General features: G+C 38.1%; 21 protein-coding genes and 1 riboswitch. Of the genes, 9 read left to right on the top strand and 12 right to left on the bottom strand.

The genetic code is table 11. The features are described 5' to 3' along the window. Positions 1-41 precede the first annotated feature (41 nt). From H6G57_RS09250 to H6G57_RS09235, 4 genes are all read right to left on the bottom strand, one after another. Entirely contained in the window at positions 42-878 is an 837-nt protein-coding gene (locus H6G57_RS09250) for an ABC transporter ATP-binding protein (RefSeq protein WP_190517881.1), read from the bottom strand. 133 nt (positions 879-1011) lie between these two features. After that, complete coding sequence (locus H6G57_RS09245) at positions 1012-2418, bottom strand: ABC transporter substrate-binding protein (protein WP_190517879.1); 1407 nt, start codon at positions 2416-2418, stop codon at positions 1012-1014. A gap of 41 nt (positions 2419-2459) precedes the next feature. Further along, positions 2460-3302, bottom strand: coding sequence for a nitrate ABC transporter permease (gene ntrB / locus H6G57_RS09240; protein WP_190517878.1), 843 nt, complete (start codon positions 3300-3302; stop codon positions 2460-2462). Between the two features lie 94 nt (positions 3303-3396). Beyond that, positions 3397-3554, bottom strand: a riboswitch (cyclic di-AMP (ydaO/yuaA leader). A 235-nt stretch (positions 3555-3789) separates the two neighbouring features. Then, positions 3790-4767 carry a pentapeptide repeat-containing protein gene (locus H6G57_RS09235; RefSeq protein WP_190517876.1) on the bottom strand — a complete coding sequence of 326 codons (978 nt, stop codon included), beginning with the start codon at positions 4765-4767 and terminating at the stop codon, positions 3790-3792. A gap of 162 nt (positions 4768-4929) precedes the next feature. Here H6G57_RS09235 and H6G57_RS09230 point away from each other — a divergent pair, with 162 nt between their 5' ends. Then, positions 4930-6147, top strand: a complete 1218-nt coding sequence (locus H6G57_RS09230) for an ABC transporter permease (RefSeq protein WP_190517874.1) — start codon at positions 4930-4932, stop codon at positions 6145-6147. Between the two features lie 17 nt (positions 6148-6164). Further along, on the top strand, positions 6165-6923 hold the full coding sequence (locus H6G57_RS09225) for an ABC transporter ATP-binding protein (RefSeq protein WP_199314133.1): 759 nt from the start codon (positions 6165-6167) through the stop codon (positions 6921-6923). Here the strand turns inward: H6G57_RS09225 and H6G57_RS09220 are convergent. Continuing rightward, positions 6913-7974, bottom strand: a complete 1062-nt coding sequence (locus H6G57_RS09220; protein ID WP_190517872.1) for an SGNH/GDSL hydrolase family protein — start codon at positions 7972-7974, stop codon at positions 6913-6915. The genes H6G57_RS09225 and H6G57_RS09220 overlap by 11 nt on opposite strands. 262 nt (positions 7975-8236) lie before the next feature. Here H6G57_RS09220 and crtE point away from each other — a divergent pair, with 262 nt between their 5' ends. Both crtE and H6G57_RS09210 read left to right on the top strand, forming a co-directional pair. Beyond that, on the top strand, positions 8237-9163 hold the full coding sequence (gene crtE / locus H6G57_RS09215; protein ID WP_190517871.1) for a geranylgeranyl diphosphate synthase CrtE: 927 nt from the start codon (positions 8237-8239) through the stop codon (positions 9161-9163). Between the two features lie 19 nt (positions 9164-9182). Next, positions 9183-9665, top strand: a complete 483-nt coding sequence (locus H6G57_RS09210) for a divergent PAP2 family protein (RefSeq protein ID WP_190517869.1) — start codon at positions 9183-9185, stop codon at positions 9663-9665. A 63-nt stretch (positions 9666-9728) separates the two neighbouring features. On the opposite strand, the gene H6G57_RS09205 is transcribed toward H6G57_RS09210, so the two are convergent. The 4 genes from H6G57_RS09205 to H6G57_RS09190 all read right to left on the bottom strand — a co-directional run bounded on the left by H6G57_RS09205 (position 9729) and on the right by H6G57_RS09190 (position 13234). Further along, a complete protein-coding gene (locus tag H6G57_RS09205; protein ID WP_242048924.1) occupies positions 9729-10436 on the bottom strand; it encodes a hypothetical protein in 708 nt (235 codons plus the stop codon). Between the two features lie 109 nt (positions 10437-10545). Further along, positions 10546-11802 carry a site-specific DNA-methyltransferase gene (locus H6G57_RS09200; RefSeq protein ID WP_190517866.1) on the bottom strand — a complete coding sequence of 419 codons (1257 nt, stop codon included), beginning with the start codon at positions 11800-11802 and terminating at the stop codon, positions 10546-10548. Between the two features lie 342 nt (positions 11803-12144). Continuing rightward, on the bottom strand, positions 12145-12474 hold the full coding sequence (locus H6G57_RS09195) for an MgPME-cyclase complex family protein (protein ID WP_190517864.1): 330 nt from the start codon (positions 12472-12474) through the stop codon (positions 12145-12147). A gap of 40 nt (positions 12475-12514) precedes the next feature. Then, positions 12515-13234: a pyridoxine 5'-phosphate synthase gene (locus tag H6G57_RS09190; RefSeq protein ID WP_190517862.1), complete on the bottom strand. Its 720-nt coding sequence runs from the start codon at positions 13232-13234 to the stop codon at positions 12515-12517. Between the two features lie 284 nt (positions 13235-13518). Here H6G57_RS09190 and H6G57_RS09185 point away from each other — a divergent pair, with 284 nt between their 5' ends. The 5 genes from H6G57_RS09185 to H6G57_RS09165 all read left to right on the top strand — a co-directional run bounded on the left by H6G57_RS09185 (position 13519) and on the right by H6G57_RS09165 (position 22763). Beyond that, positions 13519-13749, top strand: coding sequence for a hypothetical protein (locus H6G57_RS09185; RefSeq protein ID WP_190517860.1), 231 nt, complete (start codon positions 13519-13521; stop codon positions 13747-13749). Positions 13750-13843: 94 nt separating this feature from the next. Continuing rightward, positions 13844-18493: a sacsin N-terminal ATP-binding-like domain-containing protein gene (locus tag H6G57_RS09180; protein WP_190517858.1), complete on the top strand. Its 4650-nt coding sequence runs from the start codon at positions 13844-13846 to the stop codon at positions 18491-18493. Positions 18494-18683: 190 nt separating this feature from the next. Then, positions 18684-18833: a hypothetical protein gene (locus H6G57_RS09175; protein ID WP_190517856.1), complete on the top strand. Its 150-nt coding sequence runs from the start codon at positions 18684-18686 to the stop codon at positions 18831-18833. A 382-nt stretch (positions 18834-19215) separates the two neighbouring features. After that, positions 19216-20547: a ribulose bisphosphate carboxylase small subunit gene (locus H6G57_RS09170; RefSeq protein ID WP_190517854.1), complete on the top strand. Its 1332-nt coding sequence runs from the start codon at positions 19216-19218 to the stop codon at positions 20545-20547. Positions 20548-20903: 356 nt separating this feature from the next. Then, the gene (locus tag H6G57_RS09165; RefSeq protein ID WP_190517853.1) at positions 20904-22763 is read left to right on the top strand and encodes an alpha-amylase family glycosyl hydrolase; all 1860 of its coding nucleotides are present in this window, start codon (positions 20904-20906) and stop codon (positions 22761-22763) included. Between the two features lie 201 nt (positions 22764-22964). On the opposite strand, the gene H6G57_RS09160 is transcribed toward H6G57_RS09165, so the two are convergent. The 3 genes from H6G57_RS09160 to H6G57_RS09150 form a co-directional block, all read right to left on the bottom strand. After that, positions 22965-23243, bottom strand: a complete 279-nt coding sequence (locus H6G57_RS09160) for a type II toxin-antitoxin system mRNA interferase toxin, RelE/StbE family (protein ID WP_242048923.1) — start codon at positions 23241-23243, stop codon at positions 22965-22967. A gap of 2 nt (positions 23244-23245) precedes the next feature. Then, positions 23246-23473, bottom strand: a complete 228-nt coding sequence (locus tag H6G57_RS09155) for a hypothetical protein (protein WP_190517849.1) — start codon at positions 23471-23473, stop codon at positions 23246-23248. Positions 23474-23643: 170 nt separating this feature from the next. Next, positions 23644-24015, bottom strand: coding sequence for a hypothetical protein (locus H6G57_RS09150; protein WP_190517847.1), 372 nt, complete (start codon positions 24013-24015; stop codon positions 23644-23646). Between the last annotated feature and the right edge of the window lie 10 nt (positions 24016-24025).

The following is a 24025-nucleotide window of genomic DNA, read 5'->3' as shown; positions in this document are numbered from 1 at the left end:
TGGGGAACGCCTCTACAAAATCTTGGGATGAGAACAATTATTTATTCATCGGAGGTAAAATATCGTTCGAGGAAATCTAAGGCATAGTTTCGTAATTCATAATATTCAGATGATTCTCGTAATTCATGGCGATCGCGGGGATGGGGGAAGGGTACATCTAAGATTTCTCCGATATTAGCATGGGGGCCATTGGTCATCAAAACAATCCGATCAGACATATAAATTGCCTCATCAACATCATGGGTAATCATCATCACCGCTTGACGATTTTGTTCCCAAATATCTAAAACTTGTTTTTGTAATTTACCCCGTGTTAACGCATCTAACGCGCCAAACGGTTCATCCATTAATAACATTTTGGGCTGAATTGATAAAGCTCGTGCAATTCCCACCCGTTGTTTCATTCCGCCTGAAATTTCATGGGGATATTTATCAGCAGCAGCCGTTAAATTCACCATGGCAATATGTTCATTAACTAAACTCATTTTTTCCGCAGAGGACATATTTTTGAGAACTTCATCCACCGCTAACCGGATATTTTCTCGAACGGTTAACCAAGGTAATAAAGAATAATTTTGAAAGATCATCATTCGATCTGAACCCGGTTTACGAATTTCTTTTCCTTCAATGCGTACAGAACCCGATGTTGCTTTTTCTAACCCCGCTACTATTTTTAATAGGGTAGATTTTCCACAACCAGAATGACCGATCACAGATATAAATTCATCCTCACCAATGGTGAGATTGATTGGGTCTAAAACCACAAATTCTCCGCCATTAGGATTGGGATAAGACTTCACTAAATTCTCAATAGTTAAAAATTCAGTTGGGTTTAAAGTAGAAGCTGGGGTTGACATTGAAGTTGGGAATTGTTTCATAATTAACCTCAAAGGATACTCAAGATAAACTCAGACAAAAAGAAAGATTTAAGACTGTGCAAAAACCCGGTTTCTCATCTCGAATTAGCACTAAAAGCTTGATTTTCTATTCAGAAACCGGGGTTTTTATCCCCTAAGACAAAAAGAAAGATTGAGGACGATTAGCTCGAATTTCAAAACTCTTGAGATAACCGACTGGATCACTTGGATCAAAAGCTTTTTTATCAATAAAAAATTCAGCAGGTTCGATTTTATAATCCTCCTTCGGACATTCAATTCCCATTTCGTTTGCAATCTCTCGATATAAATCCGTTCGCCAAGCTTTATGAGCTTTTTGTTCTGCATCTTTGGGAAATTCTTTAATTTGCCCCCAACGAGCCGCTTGAGTCATTAACCAAAGGCTTTGAGACTGCCATAAAAATGTAGAATGAATCCCTGGAATGTACGATAACTTCGGGGGAGCATCATAAAATATTGTTGTATAGGGATCGGAAATAATTCGTTGTTGGTTATCAAATCCGCCGTAATTATAATCCCCCACAATTCCAGGTTTAGTAAATTTATCAATGGCTCCTTTTTTCGGTTTTGCTCCGGTAAAAGAAGGGTCAGTAATTAGTTGAGCAACTTCCACCCGATTAGCGGGATTACTACAATATTGACAAGCCTCAATCATGGCTTTTACTAAACTGCGATAGGTCTTGGGATTTTCATTAATAAATGATTCCATCACACCTAATAATCGATCGGGGTGTCCATACCAAATTTCAGAGCCTTGAGCAAAGGTAAAACCCACACCTTCATTGCCCGTAATAGCACGAGTATTCCAAGGTTCTGCTACCATATAAGCTTGCATGGCGCCAATTCTAATATTGTTCACCATTTGGGGTGGAGGAATAATAATAATCCGAAATTCTTGAATCGGATCAACCCCAGCAGCAGCCGATAAATAGCGGGCAAAATATTCATAAATCGCCGAACTTAAAACAACAGCCCAAATCCGTTCTTCGGGAGGCAAAGCATCAAAATAACCTCGAAAATCTCGCCCAAATTCCTCTAAATTACCGTTATATTCATGCCAAGGTCGTAAACCATAATTCCACATGGCTTTATTCATCGTCATGGCGTTTCCGTGGCGGTGAATGGTCATGGCGGCACACAAGGGGGCTTTTCGGGCACCTTCAGCGCCAATCCGAGCGTTGGTAACAGCACCCGAAACGACGGGAGAGGCATCTAAACGCCCGAAAATAATACCATCGCGGGAATTAGCCCAACTTGCCTCACGGGATAAGGTAACATTGAGTCCGTATTTGCGGAAAAATCCCTTTTCATACGCAACAGCAAAGGGTGCACAATCATTAACCGGAACGTAACCAACGGTAATATTGGGTTTTTCTAAAGTTTTGGGGTCAACAACGGGTTCAACGGCTAAGGCAATATCAGATAATTGGGCATTGGGAGGTTTACCAACATTGCAGGAATACAACGCCAGTCCCGTCGCCGTCAGTCCCATTCCTTGTAAAAATTGACGTCGGGTAGTCATATTGTTTTTGGATTTTAGAGAGAATTTCTATTCAATTAAACTCATGCTTTAACGCGGTGATGAGTTACTAATGCTTGAATTTGACCTAAACCGTAATCGAGTAATAATCCAGTTATTCCGATGACAAATACCGCTAGGAATACTGAACTTAAATTCAAGCGATTCCATTGATCCCAAACGAAGAATCCAATGCCAACTCCTCCGGTTAACATTTCTACTGCAACAATCACTAACCAAGCAATCCCTAAACTAATCCGTAATCCGGTAAAAATGTAGGGTAAACTGGCGGGTAAAATGATTTTAATCACTCGTTTCCATTGAGGCATTTCTAACACTCTGGCTACGTCTAAATAATCAGGATTAACGCTGCCAACTCCTAGTGCTGTATTGATAATAGTCGGCCATAAAGACGTAATAAAAATCACAAAAATGGCGGAGGGTTCAGCTAAGTTAAAAATGGCTAACGCAATGGGCAACCACGCCAAAGGAGAAACGGGTTTAAAAATTTGAACTAAAGGATTTAACGCTAAAAATGCAGGGCGTGACATTCCAATTAAAAACCCTAAAGGAATTGCCACCACAGCCCCTAATAAAAACCCTAGAATCACTCGGCGTAAACTGGCAATTAACAGCCAACCTAATCCTAAATTACCCGGCCCTTTTCTAAAAAAAGGATTAGCATATTCTCGGCTATCGATTAAGGCTTCTAAAGGGGTTGGCATTAAGTCTGTGAGGAATGTTGCCGCAAACCACCACAGAAAAATTACCCCTAAAAATCCTAACGTTGGTAATAGAAACGTATCCCGAAATAAGATGGGCTTGGTTTTTTTCCACGCCATCTGTCCGGCGACTGCGAGAGTCGCAAGATTCAATTGTAAGAACATTAATTTTCCTCAGAGTCTAGGTCAGTGAATGCGAAGAAAAAGATACTGGCCTGGAACACTGAATCTCGTCAGATTATGAATAATTCTGACTGTTTCAGTCTCCTCCCAATGCCTACGGAGTTAGCTGACGGGCTGGGGTTGAGAGATACCCTTCTCTTTATTATTTATCAAAAGAGATTAGCCCCAAAAATTTGGTTCCCCCGCTCTTGCTGACTATCGCTAGTCAACAGCAAGACTCGGCTGACTTCTTCGCCATATTTGACTATGACGTTAACACATCGTTTTTAAAGTTGCAAGGGTAAAGTTGAAATTTGCTCTGCGTTCTAACGTATTTCTCTGGGATTTAAAAACAGAAATTCTTTCAGACTAAAGGTTTCAGCCCGATTTTAATTTTCCCCTGCAATAGCCGTGTTCTATCTTTAGAAATAAGTAATTATAGGATTTCCTTTAAGCTTTAATAAATAGTTTGGATAGAAAATTACAACTCTTATTGAGGGTTGAAAGTATTTAAGCTATTGCCAATATAATTATCAAAGATTGCACCCCTGCTAATGAGATCATTCTTGGCTTCTGCTGAAATCCCTAAATTTGATCTAAATTGAGCCTTTTTAACAATAGCTCCACTCAAGTTCGTGAGACTTAAATTAGCAAGATTTAGAGAGGCAAAACACAAATTAGCCAAACTTAAATCGGCTTGAAACAAGTTTGCTCTCATTAAGTTGGCTCGGCTAATATTACTTGCAACTAAATTTGTTTTTGTTAAGTTTGCTTCACTTAAATTCGCTCCCATCAAGTTAGTTCCGCTTAAGTTTGCTCCCATCAAATTTGTTTTATTTAAGTTGGCTCGACTGAGGTTGGCTCCACTTAAATTCGCATAACTTAAATCAGCTTCACTGAGATTTGCTCCCATAAAATAAGCTTCACTGAGATTAAGTCCACTGAGGTTGACTCCTTTTAAGTTGGCTTGACTTAAATAAACTTGATTCAGGTCAGTTTCGATTAAATTGGCATTTCCTAAATAGACTCCACTGAGGTAAGCTTTACTTAGGTCTGCGCCACTCAAATTCGTGTAGCTGAGATAGGCTTCACTCAAGTCTGCTTCTCTGAGGTTTGCTGCTTTTAAATTGGTGTGAATGAGATTAGAGTTATTGAGGTTGGCTCCACTTAAATTTGCATTTTCTAGGTTGGCTCCCATTAAGTTAACACCACTTAAATTCGCTTGGCTTAAGTTGGCTTGACTCAGGTTGGCTTCAGTTAGGTTAACGCGACTTAAGTTGGCTTGACTCAGGTTAACATTTCTTAAGTCAGTTTTTGCCAAATTAAGACCCTTTAAATCAATACCAACCAAATCTTTTGTCAGGTCAATTCCGATGAGTTTCGCTAATTCTAATAAATTATCTGTGTTGGCATTAAAAAGAATCTTAATATAACTTTTTGCCTGTTCTTGAAGCTGTTTGTCATTCATGGCTAAAACTCCATAACATTATCTTCACTCATTTTAAGATGAAATTTGTTTCTATATCAGCTATAATATAATTATAAAAGATTAAACCCTCCTGGAATGTTGGGTGCGTCAGTGACAAACGCACACACCATTTCTCAACACCCAACCCCTGACAACCAGATTATGAATTTTTTAGAAAGTATCAAAATGGCGACTACAACGCTATTAGCCAATAAAATGCGAAGTAGTTTAACCATGTTAGGAATTATTATTGGGAATGCCTCTGTTATTGCCATGATTGGTATTGGAGAAGGGGCTCAGAAATTTGTCAATAATCAAGTAAATTCTTTGGGGCCGAATGTTTTATTTGTGTTACCTGGAAGTCCAGAATCTCAACGTCGTCCGGTATTTCCTCCCCAAAATTTAGTCTTAGAAGATGCAAGAGCGATCGCCGAACAAGTCCCATCTGTTGAACAAGTAGCTCCGTCTTTGAATGGTAGTGAATTAATGACTTATCGCAGTAATAATGCTTCGGCTTCTGTGATAGGTACAACACCAGAATATTTATCGGTGCGGAATTTTGATATTGCTAAAGGTCGATTTATTACGGATTTAGACTTAAAACGAAATGAACAAGTTGTGGCGTTAGGATCGGAATTAGCTCAACAATTATTTGGCAATGAAGACCCCATTGGTAAATCCGTTCGACTGCGAAATATGAGCTTACAAGTGGTGGGAGTCATGCAGCCCAAAGGCTCAAGTTTTGGCAGTAATGAAGATATGAATGCCTTTGTCCCCTTAACTACAATGGCGAATCGAATTGTGGGGAATAAATCACCTTATGGAACTCAAGTGACGTTTATTTCCATTGCCATTGATGACCAAGATAATATGGCTGCGGCTCAATTCCAAATAGAAAATTTACTGCGGTTACGTCATAAAGTCATTGATGAAGATGATTTTACCGTTCGTAACCAAAAAGATTTAATGAATATTTTGGGAAGTATTGCTGGAGCTTTAACCATTTTGTTAGCAGCAACCGCCGCCATTTCTTTATTAGTGGGTGGGATTGGAATTATGAATATTATGCTGGTTTCGGTGACGGAAAGAACCCAAGAAATTGGCTTAAGAAAAGCCATCGGAGCTACCCAATCTGATATTTTAATTCAGTTTATGATTGAATCTGTCATTTTATCCGCCGCCGGGGGTTTAATTGGAACCTTGATTGGCGTGGGTGGTATTTTATTAGTGGGTGCATTAACGCCTTTAGAAGCCGGAATTTCTACCGTTGCCATTGTAACAGCCGTTAGCATCTCTGGGGGAATTGGATTATTTTTTGGTGTTGTTCCCGCCAAACAAGCGGCTCAACTTGACCCTATTGTTGCTTTAAGAAGTGTTTAAGTTGTCAATATTAAATTATGAAAACATCAATTTCCACCCAACCCGAAAATCAAAATTTACAACCCAAACCTGTTATTATTCATTTAGAAAATGTCACCAAAGTTTATGGCATGGGTGATATTCAAGTTCAGGCGTTAAAAGGGGTAACTTTAACGGTAGAACAAGGAGAATATTGTTCTATTATGGGGGCATCGGGTTCGGGAAAATCAACAGCAATGAATATTATCGGTTGTTTAGATCGTCCCTCCACAGGTTCCTATTATTTGGATGGGGTAAATGTGGCAAAAATGTCGGAAAATAATTTAGCCAAAATTAGAAATATTAAATTAGGATTTGTTTTCCAGCAATTCCATCTTTTACCCCAATTGAGTGCCTTAGATAATGTAATTTTACCGATGATGTATGCAGGAATTCCCGCCGCAGAACGTCGAGAACGGGCTAAAAAAGCGTTAATTCGAGTGGGGTTAGAAAATCGATTAAATAATAAACCCAATCAACTCTCAGGGGGTCAACAACAACGGGTCGCCATCGCTCGTGCGATTGTTAATCGTCCGGTGTTATTATTAGCAGATGAACCCACGGGAGCGTTAGATTCTCAAACGACTCAAGAAGTTATGGATATTTTTACAGAATTAAATGCCAGTGGAATGACCGTTGTAATGGTGACTCATGAACCCGATGTTGCCCGTCAAACTCGTCGCATTGTTTGGTTTAAAGATGGGGAAGTAATTCATTCCCATCTTAAGCCCAATGATTTACACAGTGCTATTTTTTAACTCCGATTTTTTTTGTTTTCAAAAGTAATCCTAACCCTAATCCAGTTAAAGCCAATACGGTACTGGGTTCAGGAACAGACTTAGAGCCAAATTCTTTTTCAAGAGTTGCATAAGCAGCATCCGCTATCAATTTGTGACCTGCCGTTGTCGGGTGAAAATTATCCCAGAATAAATATTCATCGGGATTAGTACAACCGACTAATAAACAACCATTAGACACATTTTCTAGCCCATATTTAGATGGTTTTTTAATCACATCTTTGAATAAAGCATTAACATCAAATAGGGCGATGTTAGAATTAAACAATGATTGATTTAAGTCTTTAACTTCTTTTTTAAGTAAAGCATTATGATCTTTTACCGTGTCTTGTAATTCATCAACTGGAACTAATACACCACTACTTCCTAAAGGAGTTTTGCTTAAATCGGGTAAATTTCCAATTAAGAAATTTCTGGCGCCGCTCTTGTATAAATCATTGATCGCTACAGATAAATTATCAACAACCCCTGTCGTATTTTTATTACCATCATAGGTATAATCATTTCCTCCAGCCCAAAGAATATACAAACCATTAGGATCAGCCGGTTTATTTTGTTGTGCATATAGGACTTGAGTTTGTACACCAGGTAATGGGGGAAGCTCAGTGTTCAGCTTATTAATAATATTTGTACTTCCTGTAGTTGCTCCACCAAAAGCATAATTAACGCCTTGACTTGAAGCAATTCCAAGGGTATAAAGACTTGGGTTGAGTCCTAAATCTTCTGCTAAATACTCTGTCCAGATGGGGCCATTAGAAAAATGTCCTTGATAATAAGCTGCTGGAGGATCGGGAATTAACCCACCTGTCCAATTATAAATATTACCCGGATCACTCAAACTATCCCCAAAAATGTTAAGACTGCTAAATGTTGCGGCTTGTGCAGTATTGACTCCCGTAATTGTAAATGCAATACTTCCGCCAACGGAAAGAGCGAAGAAACGACTAGCAGTAGAAATATTCATCATGGTAGCCTGCACCTCAGATAGCCCGGTTTCATGTTTAACTAACATTCTATGCGCTGCTTCCTCCGTAATATCACGGGGGTTTTGTAAAGTTTAGGGAGCGCTATTGTAAAATTTTGGTAAACATCCAAAGATTTGACAGTCTTGGCTTTTCTGCCTGTCTTTGTCCCCTGTTGATAAATTCATGATCACTTCTGTACCCCAAGACTCGTAAAATAGTGAAGTTAAGACTTTGCTCCTGCAATTTGGGCAAAATTCAGTCCCCAGGAGTGAAATGCATGTTAACATCACCCCTATACAAAGCTGCATCATGGTATTGGCAAGCGAAATTAACTCGCCGTTGGAGAACTCTCAGTTTGATTTATCGGCGTATCTGACCCAACGGCAGACCCTGGTAGAACAGGCTTTAGATGCGTCTCTTCCTCTAACCTACCCTGAAAAAATCTATGAGGCAATGCGTTATTCCTTGCTGGCTGGAGGAAAGCGTCTGCGACCGATTTTGTGTCTTGCCACTTGTGAGTTAGTCGGTGGGACGATAGAGATGGCCATGCCGACCGCTTGCGCCTTAGAAATGATTCATACCATGTCCTTGATTCATGATGATCTTCCGGCCATGGATAATGATGATTATCGTCGGGGAAAACTGACGAATCATAAGGTTTATGGAGAGGATATTGCGATTTTAGCCGGGGATGGTTTATTGAGTTATTCCTTTGAATTTGTTGCCACCCAAACTCCTAATGTTCCTGCTAATCAAGTGTTACAGGTCATTGCCCGTTTAGGTCGGGCGGTGGGAGCCGCAGGCTTAGTGGGGGGACAGGTCGTGGATTTAGACTCTGAAGGATTAACGGATGTTTCCGAAGAAACCCTGACGTATATTCATACCCATAAAACTGGGGCGTTATTAGAAGCTTGTGTCGTCTGTGGCGCAATTTTAGCAGGTGCGAGTGAAACCGATATTGAATGCTTATCTCGGTATGCGCGTAATATTGGTTTGGCGTTTCAGATTGTCGATGATATTCTCGATATTACCGCTACTCAGGAGGAACTCGGAAAAACCGCCGGGAAGGATTTAACCGCCCAAAAAGTGACCTATCCCAGTTTATGGGGAATAGAAGAATCCAAACGTCAAGCCCAGCAGTTAATTGCAGACGCAAAAGCGGAATTATCTCACTATGGAGACCGGGCAATTCCCTTGTTAGCGATCGCCGATTTTATCACTAATCGCACTCACTAAAGCTATTTTTTTCTAGTTTATGCAAGATTTTGCTCAAATCCTCGATAACCAAGTGTTATGGGTCGCCCTGTTAGCCTGTATTCTAGCTCAACTGTCTAAATTAGCATTTGAGTTAGTCCAACATGGCAAAATTAATTTGCGGGTGTTAGTGACAACGGGAGGAATGCCCAGTTCCCACTCCGCTTTTGTCGGGGCTTTAGCAACGGGAGTAGGCAAAACAATGGGATGGGGAAGTCCTGATTTTGCCATTGCTGTTGTTTTTGCAGTGATTGTGATGTATGATGCCGCTGGAGTTCGTCAAGCGGCGGGAAAACAAGCACGAATTTTAAATCAAATCATTGATGAAGTGTTTGAAGAACACAAACAGTTAAGTGAAGAAAGATTAATTGAATTATTAGGTCATACCCCATTTCAAGTGATTGTCGGTTTAGGATTAGGCATTGTCATTGGTTCGTTTGCCGAATTAAATTGGCCTTTGCATTTTATCCAAGCTTCATTGTAGAAACAGGGAACAGGGAACAGTCAAGAGTTGGAGTTTCCAGATGCAATTTAGAAGCCTATGCGCTTAAGGTTTAATTGCAGGACTAATTACTGTTACCCGATTACTATCGACTAACATTGACCAAAAGCCACGACTACTTAATTGTTTTAAGGTTGCTGTTGCTTTGTCAGAATTTGTTGTATATTCTACCAATAAATAAGGTCGTTGACCATAGGAAACTAAACCCACATCTCCACCAATAACTGTTCGTAATTGTAGGGCTAATTCGGGTTGATTAAAATAATCCACTAAAACTGCATAACCTGACCCCAAAGGTTGAGGATTATATCTCGTTAATTCTGGCTTAGAGGCGGAGGAGGGAGGAGTTTCTCGAACAACGGGGGTTGAGTTGGGACTGGGACGCGATACCGGAGTCGCCTCCTGTTTAACAACATAAGCCGGTAATTTGACTTTATCTTGCAAATATGCCGCCCAATCTTCTGCTACCAGTTGATCATTAAACCCCCCCACCCGTGTCACTAAATTACTCAAATACCGACACACTTCACTCTTGATATCATTGGGTAACGTGCGCTGCACCAATTTCTGTTCCTCAGAAGTGTTACTGACAATCAATAACAGATATTCTCCCGGTTTTGGTGCTGCACACGTTTCCTGAGCTAAACTGCTTCGAGTTGCTAGAGTCCAACTGCTGATCGTTAGAAGACTAAAAACGAGTATTGTGGACAACCCTTGAACACCATTTTGACGCATAAACAGGAGGTCTACCAAAACATTAATTAGGTTTAAAGCCCGTAAATTCTACTCAGGCTTTTATTGGAGTTATTTTAGTTTAACATATTGATATGAATAACTATTTCCCTCGGTTCATCGGGATGTTCTACTTTCCCCATTTATCTTTTTCCAGTAGACAGGGTACAAGGTGATAGTATCGAAATCCACCGCCTCCTTTCCAGTTTACTGTTTTACTAATTCCCCCTTGATCTTCGCCATCAATGACTTTTTTAAGTCGGGGAATAATATGGGTATGGCAATGTTCTCCCAGTTCAATCATAATCCAACGTCTTCCCATTTTATGCGCGACTGCACCTGTTGTTCCTGAGCCTGCAAAGGAATCAAGAACAAGATCATTAGGATTAGTTGCTAAAGAAATAATACGCTGAATTAATTTTTCGGGTTTAGGAGTATCAAATGCCTTAATGTGATTAAATATAGTTTTTATTTCTGCTTTTGAGGTTCGATTACTGCCCACATCTGTATGATTCCAAATCGTTTCTGGAGGGCGAAAGGATTTAACATCTCCATAAATACGATAATAAGGAGACCAACCCTTTCTACTTTTAATCCACTCAATTAAATGTTGATCAGATTCAGTTCTCTCTTGACTCCATCGCCATCTCCCCTCACTCCCATCTTTTCTAATAGGAAAAACATCAGAAGCGTCTGGTGCAGTCAGTGGAAAAAATAAGGTCGGTCTAGCTTCTCTTGAATCATCTCCTCCCATTGCTCTAAGAGGTTTTAAATAATAAGGTCTTCCGGTTTCATCAACTTTATCATAATGTTTGGCTAAACCTTCTTCATTCACTGATATTTTATTAATGACAAACTTTGTTTTGTTTTTGGCAAAAACTAAAATATGGTCATGTCTTGTAGAAAAAAATTGTGCATCCATCCTGGGACTATCGGCTTTTTCCCATATAATATTTGAGATAAAATTATTTCTTCCAAAAATTTCATCACATATCACTTTCAAATAATGGGCTTCATGATCATCAATCGTCATCCACAGCGATCCATCCTCTGATAATAAATGGCGAATAATCTCTAAGCGATCGCGCATTAAAGACAACCAAATCGAATGTTCTACGCCATCATCATAATGTTCAAAAGCTGATCCGGTATTGTAGGGCGGATCAATAAAAACACATTTAACTTTTCCTGCAAACTCTGACTCTAACGCCTTGAGAGCTAACAAATTATCCCCAAAAATCAAGCGATTATCAAAACTATCATTTTCACTCATCCGATGAGTCGCATGATAGGATTTATCTGGATCTTGCAGCAAAATTCGCGGCTCCAACTTAGGGCGAATTTCTTTACCAATCCAAGTTAATTCTAATCTTTGCTTCTGACTCATATTTTGTAGTCACTACTATTTCTGTGTCACCGCTAAAAGTTGTTAGCTAACCCTGTGTTATATCAATAGGAAACCTTATTTTAATTTTTCAATATCACAATTGTTTTACTGATCATTTTATTCAACAGGAAATCACTGATGTACTGATTAACAGGCAAGATGCCTGTTCTACAAAAGTTGAAGAGCCGGATGCAGGGAAACGTTGACATCCGGTTTATCAGACTAGCCAGAGAGTCATCTTTCTGGCTTAGTTTAACTACTGTTCTCCAAGGGGTCAGATCTTAAAGAATGAAGCAACAGCTTTCATTTTATTAATCAGGGTCAACTATTGAATCCAGATTTTTAAGACGCCGTTGCCAAAGAAGCCAAAGCATCGGGAATACTCGCAGTTGGTGCTTGAAATTCTCCCGTGAGAACATACTCTAAACGCAATTTCAACCAAACCACCACTTGTTTATTCGTTGAAACAATGGCGACCGCAGGTTGAGGACATTTCTCTTTAACGGCTGCCATTTCTGGTGCTTCCAAAAAGGCAGGCTGCTCCACTAACCAAAAATCAATTGCCTTTTCATTTTCCTGATAGTTGCGGGTGCGTTCCCGTAACACTTCTTCTAAGGGTTCTTCCTTAATCAAAAATTGGCGACTGGCTAAAACGTAGTAATAAGTCTGCATGGTTAATCATTGTAAATGCTGCAATGGGACGATTTGGGGGTTAGAGTTTCCCGTTTATCGCTTGTTTCATTTCTCGAACAGCCTGATCCAGGCCAACGAGAACTGCCCGACTTATTATTGTATGACCAATGTTGAGTTCTTCCATCCCTTCTATTGCCGCAACGGGGTAAACATTCCAATACGTTAACCCGTGACCCGCATTTACCCGCAGTCCCGCTTCTAAGGCTAACTGACATCCAGTGGCTAAAATCTCTAATTCTCTGGCTTGGTCTTCCCCTTTCGCCTCCGCATAGCATCCCGTATGCAGTTCAATAAATTTCGCCTTAACTTGGGCTGAGGCTTCAATTTGTTGAGGGTTGGCATCAATAAACAAACTCACCGGAATTCCAGCACTCTGTAGGGTGTTAACAACATCGGTCATCCGAGGAATTTGTCCCGCAATATCTAACCCCCCTTCGGTGGTAATTTCTTCCCGACGTTCGGGAACTAAGGTAATATAGTCGGGTTTGATGTCCAATGCGATCGCCACCATTTCATCGGTCGTCGCCATTTCTAAATTCAGATGGGTTCTTACCGTTTGTCGCAATAGTCGCACATCTCGATCTTGAATATGGCGTCGATCTTCGCGTAAATGCACCGTAATGCCATCAGCCCCCGCTAATTCAGCAATGATAGCCGCCCCAACAGGATCGGGTTCAACGGTGCGACGGGCTTGGCGAATGGTCGCAATATGATCAATATTGACTCCTAAAGTCGGCAATTGTCTTTTCTCCTTGCTGCTATACCGTCTTTCACCTTGCCAAAAAATTCAACTTCGGTCAAGTGTCAAATGGGTTATTCTGGTTCAGAATTAATTTAATCTGCTGAACTAAATTTGATACTTGGAAAGGTTTGGTCATAATTCCGGCGTATGACTCAACGGTTACTGAAGTTCCAGATGTTGCACAAACCCGGTTACAAATTATTACACCGATTGATACTATTAAGGATATCTTTGGTTTCTAGAGTTACTCTTAGTTTAATTGAATTTTAAAATATAAATTTGTGATATTCTATAGGTTAGAGCAAAATAACCAAGCCAAAGAACCCCACCCCGTTTCAGAAAAAACCTGGGAAACGATTCTTATCTTGGCAACTGGAATGGACACCGGAAGACAGTTGGAAGAAAGCGAAATACACCTGGAAAACCTAAAAGGACTATTAGGAAGTCCCAAAGGACAACCCTACCGAAAAATGTGCGATCGCCTACCCCAAGACTATTACCCTGTGTTTTAATTATCACCCCCCCATTGATTGATTTTCTTGTCCCCAAGTATCAATTCGTTTAGAAATTTATTGAATAAAGACCTTGCGAAAGGAGAACGTTGATATGTCTACGGCTCGCCAACTCATTGAAAATATATTTGACAATATTGGCATTTCCGAAGGAGACTCAGAAAAGATTGCTAGAGCTTTACATCTTCTTACAGTTGATCAGTACACAGAAACAGAACGTTTTATTTTTGAACTTTTACAAAATGCTGATGATTTACCAAACCAAAATCAACCAGTTGAGGTAATATTTGTTTTTCTCCCTAATCATCTTCTAGTCTTACATAATGGTCAAGCCTTCAATGATAGTAATGTTGTTGCTATTTGTAATATTTCTAAAAGCACTAAATCAAACGACTTAGAGCAAACAGGGTATAAGGGAATTGGGTTTAAATCAGTGTTCTTAGATTCTAAATGTGTTTATATTAATTCAGGAGAGTTTTCTTTTAAGTTCGATCAAAATTACACAGAACACAAATTTGAAAAAGAAAAAACACCTTGGCAAATTAAACCAATCTGGGTTGATAAGCAGCAATATCCACAAGAAATTCAAACTTATGCTGATTTCTTTCAATACCCCGTATCTACCGCTTTAACAGTTAGCAAAGAGAAGATAGGAGAATATAAATCAAAAATCAAAAAATTATTTGAAGATCCAAGGATCATTCTATTCCTACGCCATGTTACCAGTATTCAAGTACGCGGATTAACTAATTTTAATCGGAATGATATAGCGATTAAAAAGATCAAACAGGGAGATTGCTATCAAATTAATAGTAATGGTACTATAACAAATTGGCTCGTTCAAGACTTTAAATTTGAAGTTCCTCAAAAACTCAGAGATGACATGGAGAATGATCGGAAAGTACCTGAAAAATTAAAATCAGTCCAACAATCAAAAGTAAGTTTCGCAGCACAAATTGTTAATAATCAGTTACTAGGTGTATCCAAAAATCAATCCATTTTGTTTACTTATCTCCCTACCAATGTTCAAGACTATCAATTTCCTTTTTTGGTTAATGCTGATTTTTTAACGATAGCTAATCGTCAGAGTATTCATATTGACAATAAGTGGAATGGTTTTATTTTTGAAAAAATAGGCTATTTTATATTTGAATGGATTGCTCAATTAGCAAATCATGAGAAATATAGAGATTTTATTACAGCAATTATTCCTCCTAAATTCACAACAACAGACCCAACTATTTTACAACAAGAGTTTAACACAGGTTTTGATCTAGCTATTCAAAAGATAGCTTTTATCCCTTCAGAAGATGGAAACCGCCTACTTAAGACAAGTGAGGCGATTGTTGATGAGACTGAAATTATTAAAATTGTTTCTCCGAAAATTTTACTTTCTTACTTAGATGTTAACAGAAATTTTGTTCTTACCTCTTTACAAAATAAACAAAAAATCAAAAGTTTAAAAAATATTGAGGTATTTACCACCAAAGATTTAGCTAATTTTTTAAAAAAATCAGGAGAGTTTCGCAAATATTTAGAATCCTCTCCAGACTTTAATTTTGAATTAATTAATCATATCTATATCCTTTCTCATAACCTAAATACTGATGATCTAATTTCAGTTGATTTCATTTTAGATGAAGATAGTTGTTTAAAACAACCCCAAACTCTATATTTTCAAATCTCTGAACAAGAGAAGCAATCTCTTGGTTTTACCAAAATTCATTTTTTACATCCCGAAATCGATATAAAAATTAATCAAAATAAATTCCTTTATTCTTGGGTAAAACAATCTCTAAAAATCAATAATTTTTCAGGCTTAAGCTTCCTACGCCAACGCATTAGACAAAATCATTTAACGCCTGATTCTAACTCAGTTGACGACTTCATTGCATATACCCGCTTCATTTTTAAATATCGTAAAGAGTTAACTCAGCAAGAATTATTGAAACTTGGAGCTTTGCCTTTATTATATCAAGATTCTAAAAATAAATACTATCATATTTCAGCAAATCAATGCCACTTATCAGATTTTTATTCTCAAATGTCTATCGAACCTTTAGCAAAAATTATAGGAATAGATCGGTTTAAATTTATTATCTCAAATTATTACCAAAATTCGGATCAAGTTCAAGAATGGGAAGGTTTCTTTAAGTCTATAGGTGTTATAATTCTTGATCGTTTAGGTATTCTCAGAACAGTTATAATTCCCATGATTAAAGCGAAGGAAGTTAATGAGAAAAATACCCTTGTCTTAACTCGTTTTATTTTTGAGGTTTCCCTTCATCAACCTTTAAATGATGAAGATATTATCCATCTAATAAACTTACCATTATCAACTAATAATGGTTTAAAAGCTGCTTGTCAGTGTCAGATATTAGCCGACACTCAGCCATTAGCTGCCAATTCTTCCCTAACCAATATCTCCTCGCTAAACATACTGAGCAGTGCTTACTATCAAAACCTTGAAAAAGTTCCACAATTCAATCGATTTTTAAGTAACATAGGAGTACAATGTTTAAACGAGATTGATATTATTAAAAATAAAATAAATCAATTTGTTGACAATCCTCAATTGATAACTGCCGCTAATGCAATTAGTATTGGTCGAGAAATTTTTAACTATCGAAATCAACTTACAGAAAACGAATTTAAACAATTATCTAACTTAAATCTTCTCTTAAAAGATGGGAAATCACTAGCTAAAGCTAATTTATGTTATCTACCGCAAGAATATCGTCCAGCCCAAAATTTAGAATTGATTTATCAGGGCACAGGCTTTAGTAATTTTGTTAGTCCTCTATATCCTGAAGCTAATGAACTTGAAGAATGGAAAAAGTTCTTACATCAAATAGGTGCAGCAGAAAAAATCAAGCTCGCTATGTTTTATCCGGATCAAAAATTTACTCTAAAAGATAATAGATCTGATGAAAAATTAACTCTTTATATTAAATCATTAAAGGAAATCAATCCAAATTACACTCATATTTCAAATTGGCTTTATATTTTAGATGGAAAATATTTTAGTAATTATAACTATGCTATTCAGATGTGGAGCTATATTAATAACGATTGGAAAACCTTAAATATAAACAAAAAATCCATCTTATGGCAAAATGAAACTAAGTTAGGAGAAGTCCCATCTTTTTTCGAGTTTTATATTAGAGAAAATCCGTCTATTCCCTGCACTGATAATACTTGTCATGCTCCTTATAAAGGCGTTTATTCTAACAGTTTAAACACAGTAATTGCAGACTGTTATCCAGTCTTTGCACTAGGGATTAATTCTGAAATAGAATCTTTTTTTGGAATTAAACAAAGTCTCAATTTAGAAACTTTCCTTGTTATTCTTGAAGATATTGCGAAAAAATATCCTAATGAAAGAATAGATCAATTGAAAAGGTATAATGAAACTATAAGTTTATTAAATTATTGTCTTCGGAAAGGAGTGACTGAAGATGAACAGCAAAAGGTACAAGAATGGAGTAAAAATAAAGGAAAATTATTAGCACATAATGATCAATTTGTTTCCATTGATAAGCTTTTTTATTTAAACCCTGGCTTTGATTTACCTCCCAAAAATAATAAGAATCTAATTAACTTACAAAAATCTATTTTAGAAAGTGATGATATTCAGAATTTATTCTCAATATTTGGCATCCAGCCAATGACTAAAGATGACATGAAAGTCGTTGCTGTCAATGAGCAGCCAGATGAGATACTTCTCAATTTGATTAAAGAACGGGCAATTTTAATTGATATTTTTTTAAATCAATCTAGCTACAATAATCTTCAAGAATTTATTTGTAATCGAGTTCACCAGGTAAAATTTTGTAAAGCAGATAAAATTTTGCTGAAAATAGACAAAATAGATTATCAAGAATCAATTCCTAATCATTACGATGAACCGAACTTTAGTTTGCACTATGTAAAACGTTGGAATAGCATCAAAAATGTAAAAATAGGAGATCTTTTGCTTAAATTACTAGGTTTAAGTTCTTCTAAGATTAATAGCCAAATCTTATTACGCTTATTAGATGACGAAATAGAAGATGTGATAGAATATTTGCGGGAACACGATTGTGATTTGTCTCGATTACCCAAAAAACTCTTGGTATCAGTTAGTGAGGATTTAGAAGAAAGCAATATATTTGACAGCCAAAGGCAAGTTGAGAAAGAGTCAACTATTCCTGATCAATCTAAAGTCAGATCACCGGATGGAACAGGAGATCCAGATACGGGGATTTGGGGGGAAGAACAAGCAAGGTTATTCTATGAAAGCTTAGGATATAAGGTTAAAAAAGAAGATGACTTTTCAAGGGTTGGTTTTGATTTTACTTGCATCAAAATCTTGCCTTCATCTAAAGTTAAAAGAGTTTATTCAGAAGTCAAAACAATTAGCTATGAAACTCCCATTATTCGACTGAAGGAATATCAATGGAAATGTATGCAATCCGATAAACAGGATTATTATGAGCTTCTGATAGTAGTTCATAGGAGTAAAACGATCATTGAGATTATTCAAATTAATCCTTTATTAGCGGTTTTAAATCGACAATTACGCTCCCTGTATGCTCTATCTAAGACTGATGAAGAATACAAAAGAAACGTAGAAGTTTTGATCGGATTTCAACAAAACGAAAAAGGAGATTCGCAGGAAATACTTATAAATTGGCAAAGGTTATTCAAATCTATTAAGGATTTAGGGATTAAAATCCATCCTCAAGGAATTCCTAAAGAATAGGTAAAATATAGCCGGAGATTATCATAATGCTCAACCCGATTTCCTATGCTGAAGAAGTCATCAGCGACTTGATTTATGTAGTATACTTGAATTAATTTGTATTTCAAGGTTGACAAAACTAGACGGTATAGTCTATCTTAAAGGTGGATCAAGACTGTACGGTCTAGTTGATAAGCGTGAGGGTTAACTCATGGATATTATTTCTTTAGTCATACTTCTAGGTGTGATTGTAGCAACAGATGAAATTCTCAATAATCAATTGAAAGTGTCAAAACGCTTATTAGATTGGCTAGATAGGCAAGAAACCCCCGAAAAAAAGTCTAATGAACTGACCCGTTAAACTCATTACCAACGGATGGGTATTCAAAGCTATTTTCACGATTACTCTTTGATTTGTTGAAATAGATGGAATCCCCGTGCGTTCACGCCGGGGCGGATGTCAAATTCAGTACCTTCCCCTCCAGCCCCCTGTTAACAGGTTAACCTATTAACAGGCAAGATGCCTGTTCCACATTTTTTATTAAATCTATTTCTAAAGATAGATGTTAACTATAGGGAATCCGGTAAAAATTTCTGCTATTTTACAATAAAAGTATAATATTGCTGATCAGAATCTTCAGAAATTCCAATCAGTGACTAGAACAATAACGGTTAACTTTAGGTTCCTTTCATCGTAAGATTAAACTAGGGAACCAAATTTAAACTGTTGTGTGATTTTCAATATGTCTTATTATATTTCACCTCGCTTTCTCGATAAACTGGCTGTTCATATCACCAAAAATTTCTTACAATTACCTGGTGTCCGGGTTCCTCTAATATTAGGAATTCACGGACGCAAGGGAGAAGGAAAAACCTTTCAATGTGAATTAGTCTTTGAGAAAATGGGATTTGAACCTGTCACAATATCCGGTGGAGAATTAGAAAGTCCTGATGCGGGAGATCCAGCGCGATTAATTCGGTTAAGATATCGGGAAGCCTCCGAACAAGTGAAAGTTCGGGGACAAATGTGTGCCTTATTTATTAATGATTTAGATGCGGGTGCTGGACGGTTTGATTCGGGAACTCAATATACTGTTAATACCCAATTAGTTAACGCTACATTAATGAATATTGCGGATAATCCCACTAATGTACAATTACCCGGAAGTTATGATGATACCCCCTTACATCGGATTCCCATTATTGTCACCGGAAATGATTTTTCAACGTTATACGCGCCCTTAATTCGAGATGGACGCATGGAAAAATTTTATTGGGAACCGACAAGAGAAGAACGCATTGGTGTGTTACGAGGTATTTTCCAAACCGATGAATTATCCCAACAAGATATTAGTCAATTAGTTGATACTTTTCCTGAACAATCCATTGACTTTTTTAGTGCGGTGCGATCGCGAATTTATGATGAACAAATTCGCGATTTTATTCATAAACAGGGAGTTGAACGTATTTCTAAACGGATTGTTAATAGTGCGGAAAAAGCTCCTGAATTCCATAAACCCAATTTTAAATTACCCCATTTAATCGAAATGGGTCAACTGATGGTAGGAGAACAAAAACGGATTCAAGAAATGCGATTAGTGGAAGAATATAATCAATTTCGCACGTTTAACACTCAATTTGGAGTTTCCCCAAATCCTCAAGAAAATCGTCAACAATCGTTAAACCCCATTCCTCATAGTCCTTATAATCCAATTATGCCTCCCCATAGTATTAATAGTACAGGGGCAACCGTAATGCAAGGAGATGCTACAGGAAGTACATTAGTCAGTGGGGGAAAATTCGTTAGTACAAATTTAGGGATTGAAGTTTTAGAACAAATTGATCAGATTATATCCAGTGGTTATCGAATTGGCTTAGAATACGCCGATAAACGTCGATTTAAAACCGGATCTTGGAATAGCTGCGGGTTAAATGGTAATCAATCAGAAGGGGATATTATTCAAGGAATTGAAACCTGTTTAACGGAACATCCCCAAGATTATATTCGCTTACTGGGAATTGACCCCATTGCTAAACGGCGAGTTGTGGAAATGATTATTCAAAAACCGCAATAAATCAGGGTATCAGGTTTTAGCTCAAAGTGGGAATTATCATTAGTTAAAAACAGACTATGCGGCTGGGGTGTCAAGTCTTGTGAGTTCAATTTATATGAAATCCCATTATGAACGCTACAGATGATCCCCCCAACCCCCCTGTAGAGACGTTGCATGCAACGTCTCTACAGGGGGGATTTGTAGCAAACATTTAGGGATTTCATATTAGTATTTTGTTCTGAATGGGTATAAAACCCCTTGAATCTAAGAAAAGAAATCACAGCTTAGGGGTGAAAGCCTTCTTGAGGGAATGTCTCTAAGTTGTTATTTTCCTTTCTACTTTTTGAGCAGAATTTATTACGATCAAGGGACTCACAATGACAACACCACTAGAATTTTCAGCCCCAACAAACTTATCAGACGTTAATTTAAAACCTCGTGGTAATGTTCATCCTAGTCCTAACGACTGGCGCGATCAAATCTTGTATTTTATGTTACCAGATCGCTTCAGTGATGGGGAAGAATCCAAACGTCCCCTGTTTGATCGCCATCATCCCGAAGACTGGAAAACCCTAGATAAAGCCGCTTGGATGAAAGCTGGAACCAAGTTTTCTGGGGGAACATTAAAAGGAATTGAAAGTAAATTAGATTACTTAAAAGAACTCGGTGTAACCACCCTTTGGATCGGCCCAATTTGGAAACAACGGTGTGATTTACAAACCTATCACGGCTATGGAATTCAAAACTTTTTAGAAATAGATCCTCGGTTTGGAACTCGTCAAGATTTAAGAGATTTAGTTGATGCAGCCCATGAACGGGGAATGTATGTTTTACTGGATATTATTTATAATCACACCGGAAATAACTGGTTTTATCAAGACGAAAACGGTCAACCCATAGATACCCTTTCCTATCGCTATTCTCCGGCTCATCCGGTTGCTGGATGGCGTTCTCAAACGGGAGACTGTATTGATAAACCCCAGTCTATTGAAGATGGCGTTTGGCCGCAAGAATTTCAAAATTGGGAGTGGTATACTCGCGCCGGAAAAATCGAACATTGGGACGCAGAGCCTTGGGAAAATCCCATGCACCCAGATGTTGAATTCCGCCGGGGTGACTTTTTTGAGTTAAAAGATCTTGACTTATCAAACAATGAAGTTTTATCAGCAGTTATTAAGGTTTATCAATATTGGATTGCCTTAAGTGATTGTGATGGATTTCGCATTGATACCGTTAAACATTTACCTTGGGAAGCCTCCCGTAGTTTTTGTGGGGCAATTCGGGAATATACTGAATCCATTGGTAAAGAGAACTTCCTGCTCTTAGGAGAAGTAACAGGAGGTGCAACAACAGCAAAAACTTACCTCGATATTTTTGGCTTAAATTTAGATGCCATTTTAGATATTGGTGAACCGCCGAAAAAATTAATGGGATTGCTTAAAAGGTTTACAAATCCTCAAGACTTTTTTAATCAATATGGTGGCGTTGATGAGTTAGGAAGTCATCGACTTGCTGGACAATATCACGTCTCAATTTTGGATGATCATGACATGGTAGGACGGGATGGTAAATATCGGGTTTCTGCTAATAATAATATTCCTGCTTGTTATGAACAAACTGCCCACACCGTCGGCGTTCAATTAACAACATTAGGAATTCCCTGTATTTATTACGGTACAGAACAAGCCTTTGACGGTAATCAAAACCGCCATGATTTCAGCTTGGAACCTGGGACGGAGTTCATGGATCGTTATATTCGGGAGGTGATGTTTGGGGGCTTATTTGGGGCATTTGAAACCAGTTCCTGCCATTTCTTCGATCCCAATCATCCCACCTATTTACGAATTGCTGCGATCGCTCGTCTTCGAGATCAAAAATCCCCTGTAGGTTTAGCCCTGCGACGTGGGCGACAATATTTACGCGAAATTAGCGTTAATAGCAGTTCCTTTTTCTGGCCTACGTCCGGTCAAGTGGTGGGTTGGTCACGGATTTTGTTTACTCAAGAAGTCGTCATGGCTTTAAATACCAATGGTGTAGAAAGTCAAAGTGCTTATATTGAAGTTGATCCAAACCTTCATCCTGCGGGTTCTCAAATCACGGTTCTCTACAATAGTGCTTGGAATGATGATCAATTGCGTCATCCTCCCACCTCCGAAACCCTGACCGTTGAACTGTATCAAAATCGAACAGCCATTCGTGTGAACTTACCTCCGGCTGGAATGGTAATTCTAGCGTAATCTTATCAACCTGATTAAAATACCCCAGTTTCCCTGAGAACCTGGGGTTTTATACTATCCCTGAGAATTTGAGCGATCGCACCAAGCTGAGAAGATCGGTGAGCAGTTCGCCAGGGGTGCTATCGATTTCTTGGAGGTGGAGTTCTTTAACGCTGAGTTGTGATGTCTTCGACTGGCTTCCCCTACGCAACACCGACCCAGTTAGTAAACTTCATCATGTGTCCCGATGTCGAGCAGAACAATGATTTCACTATTGGTTTCTGTATGCTGTTCAATCGAGAATACAATACGACAATCATAGCCACAAGAACAGGACTGAAGACCGTCGAGTTGACCACTCAGTTTGTGTGTGCCCAAAGCTGGGGCAAATACATCTACTTCCATTTGTTCAAGGGTTTCTTCAATGCGTTGCTGGAGTTCAGTGTTTCGCTTTACAAATTTGCGGAATGCCCGTTTGAATTTTGGGGTTAGAACCAGCATTCTCATGCTTCTGGCTCCTGCAAAGACTGGCGCAATGTTAGAACAATATCGTGGGCTGACTGGTATCTAAATTTTCCGGCATGGAAATCAGCCAAGCTTTTTTTTGCATCCACAGCTATTTCTGCCCGGCGACTTTCTTGGTGGCGGTTTTGCAGAATTTTGATCAGCATTTCCTGCTGTTCGTAGGGTAGTTGTAAAGCAGTTTCTAATACTTGGTCAAGGGTATTCATAGGATTAGCCTATTGCTTCTGATTTTGAAACACCAAATGCAAATTTGATTAAATTGTATCACTCATCTTTAACTGTTGCCAGCTACGATGATATTATGTCTTTCTGGATGGTATCTAGGTTGATCATATTTGTTGATTTTCTCTTATTTATTGGTTGTCTCATATAGTTTTCAATATTGCTCTAAATTCTGCTTAGATTCCTGCTCAAACCAATGAATTAACTGTTTAACTGTTAAATTTTGAATCGGAATATTTTCGGATTTAGCAGCTTGTTTTAAAGGATTTAATGAAGCCATTAATAACTGAGTAAAAAAACTATCGAAATTAGCATCAAATTCAATATTTTCTTGAAAACTAGAATCATTTCTAACCCAATTCTGGACTTGTTCGGGTTTAATATTTTCAATAATAATGTCTTCGGTTTGAGAAATTTCCTTTAAACACCGTAACGCATAAATGGCTAACCGCGTTGAAAACTTTTCCTTAGAGGATAATAACGCCGCATCCACTTGAATGGCTTCGTCCTGAGTTAAAAATTCCATAGCTTTAATT

Source organism: Planktothrix sp. FACHB-1365 (assembly GCF_014697575.1).
Lineage (GTDB): Bacteria > Cyanobacteriota > Cyanobacteriia > Cyanobacteriales > Microcoleaceae > Planktothrix.
This window is presented reverse-complemented; position numbering and strand designations above follow the sequence as displayed.

What these genes read in the sequence shown, in the direction of transcription:
- H6G57_RS09250 (WP_190517881.1), bottom strand. Translation starts at nt 878, where the DNA reads ATGAAACAATTCCCAACTTCAATGTCAACCCCAGCTTCTACTTTAAAC.
- H6G57_RS09245 (WP_190517879.1), bottom strand. Translation starts at nt 2,418, where the DNA reads ATGACTACCCGACGTCAATTTTTACAAGGAATGGGACTGACGGCGACG.
- ntrB (WP_190517878.1), bottom strand. Translation starts at nt 3,302, where the DNA reads ATGTTCTTACAATTGAATCTTGCGACTCTCGCAGTCGCCGGACAGATG.
- H6G57_RS09235 (WP_190517876.1), bottom strand. Translation starts at nt 4,767, where the DNA reads ATGAATGACAAACAGCTTCAAGAACAGGCAAAAAGTTATATTAAGATT.
- H6G57_RS09230 (WP_190517874.1), top strand. Translation starts at nt 4,930, where the DNA reads ATGAATTTTTTAGAAAGTATCAAAATGGCGACTACAACGCTATTAGCC.
- H6G57_RS09225 (WP_199314133.1), top strand. Translation starts at nt 6,165, where the DNA reads ATGAAAACATCAATTTCCACCCAACCCGAAAATCAAAATTTACAACCC.
- H6G57_RS09220 (WP_190517872.1), bottom strand. Translation starts at nt 7,974, where the DNA reads ATGTTAGTTAAACATGAAACCGGGCTATCTGAGGTGCAGGCTACCATG.
- crtE (WP_190517871.1), top strand. Translation starts at nt 8,237, where the DNA reads ATGGTATTGGCAAGCGAAATTAACTCGCCGTTGGAGAACTCTCAGTTT.
- H6G57_RS09210 (WP_190517869.1), top strand. Translation starts at nt 9,183, where the DNA reads ATGCAAGATTTTGCTCAAATCCTCGATAACCAAGTGTTATGGGTCGCC.
- H6G57_RS09200 (WP_190517866.1), bottom strand. Translation starts at nt 11,802, where the DNA reads ATGAGTCAGAAGCAAAGATTAGAATTAACTTGGATTGGTAAAGAAATT.
- H6G57_RS09195 (WP_190517864.1), bottom strand. Translation starts at nt 12,474, where the DNA reads ATGCAGACTTATTACTACGTTTTAGCCAGTCGCCAATTTTTGATTAAG.
- H6G57_RS09180 (WP_190517858.1), top strand. Translation starts at nt 13,844, where the DNA reads ATGTCTACGGCTCGCCAACTCATTGAAAATATATTTGACAATATTGGC.
- H6G57_RS09175 (WP_190517856.1), top strand. Translation starts at nt 18,684, where the DNA reads ATGGATATTATTTCTTTAGTCATACTTCTAGGTGTGATTGTAGCAACA.
- H6G57_RS09170 (WP_190517854.1), top strand. Translation starts at nt 19,216, where the DNA reads ATGTCTTATTATATTTCACCTCGCTTTCTCGATAAACTGGCTGTTCAT.
- H6G57_RS09165 (WP_190517853.1), top strand. Translation starts at nt 20,904, where the DNA reads ATGACAACACCACTAGAATTTTCAGCCCCAACAAACTTATCAGACGTT.
- H6G57_RS09160 (WP_242048923.1), bottom strand. Translation starts at nt 23,243, where the DNA reads ATGCTGGTTCTAACCCCAAAATTCAAACGGGCATTCCGCAAATTTGTA.
- H6G57_RS09155 (WP_190517849.1), bottom strand. Translation starts at nt 23,473, where the DNA reads ATGAATACCCTTGACCAAGTATTAGAAACTGCTTTACAACTACCCTAC.
- H6G57_RS09150 (WP_190517847.1), bottom strand. Translation starts at nt 24,015, where the DNA reads ATGGAATTTTTAACTCAGGACGAAGCCATTCAAGTGGATGCGGCGTTA.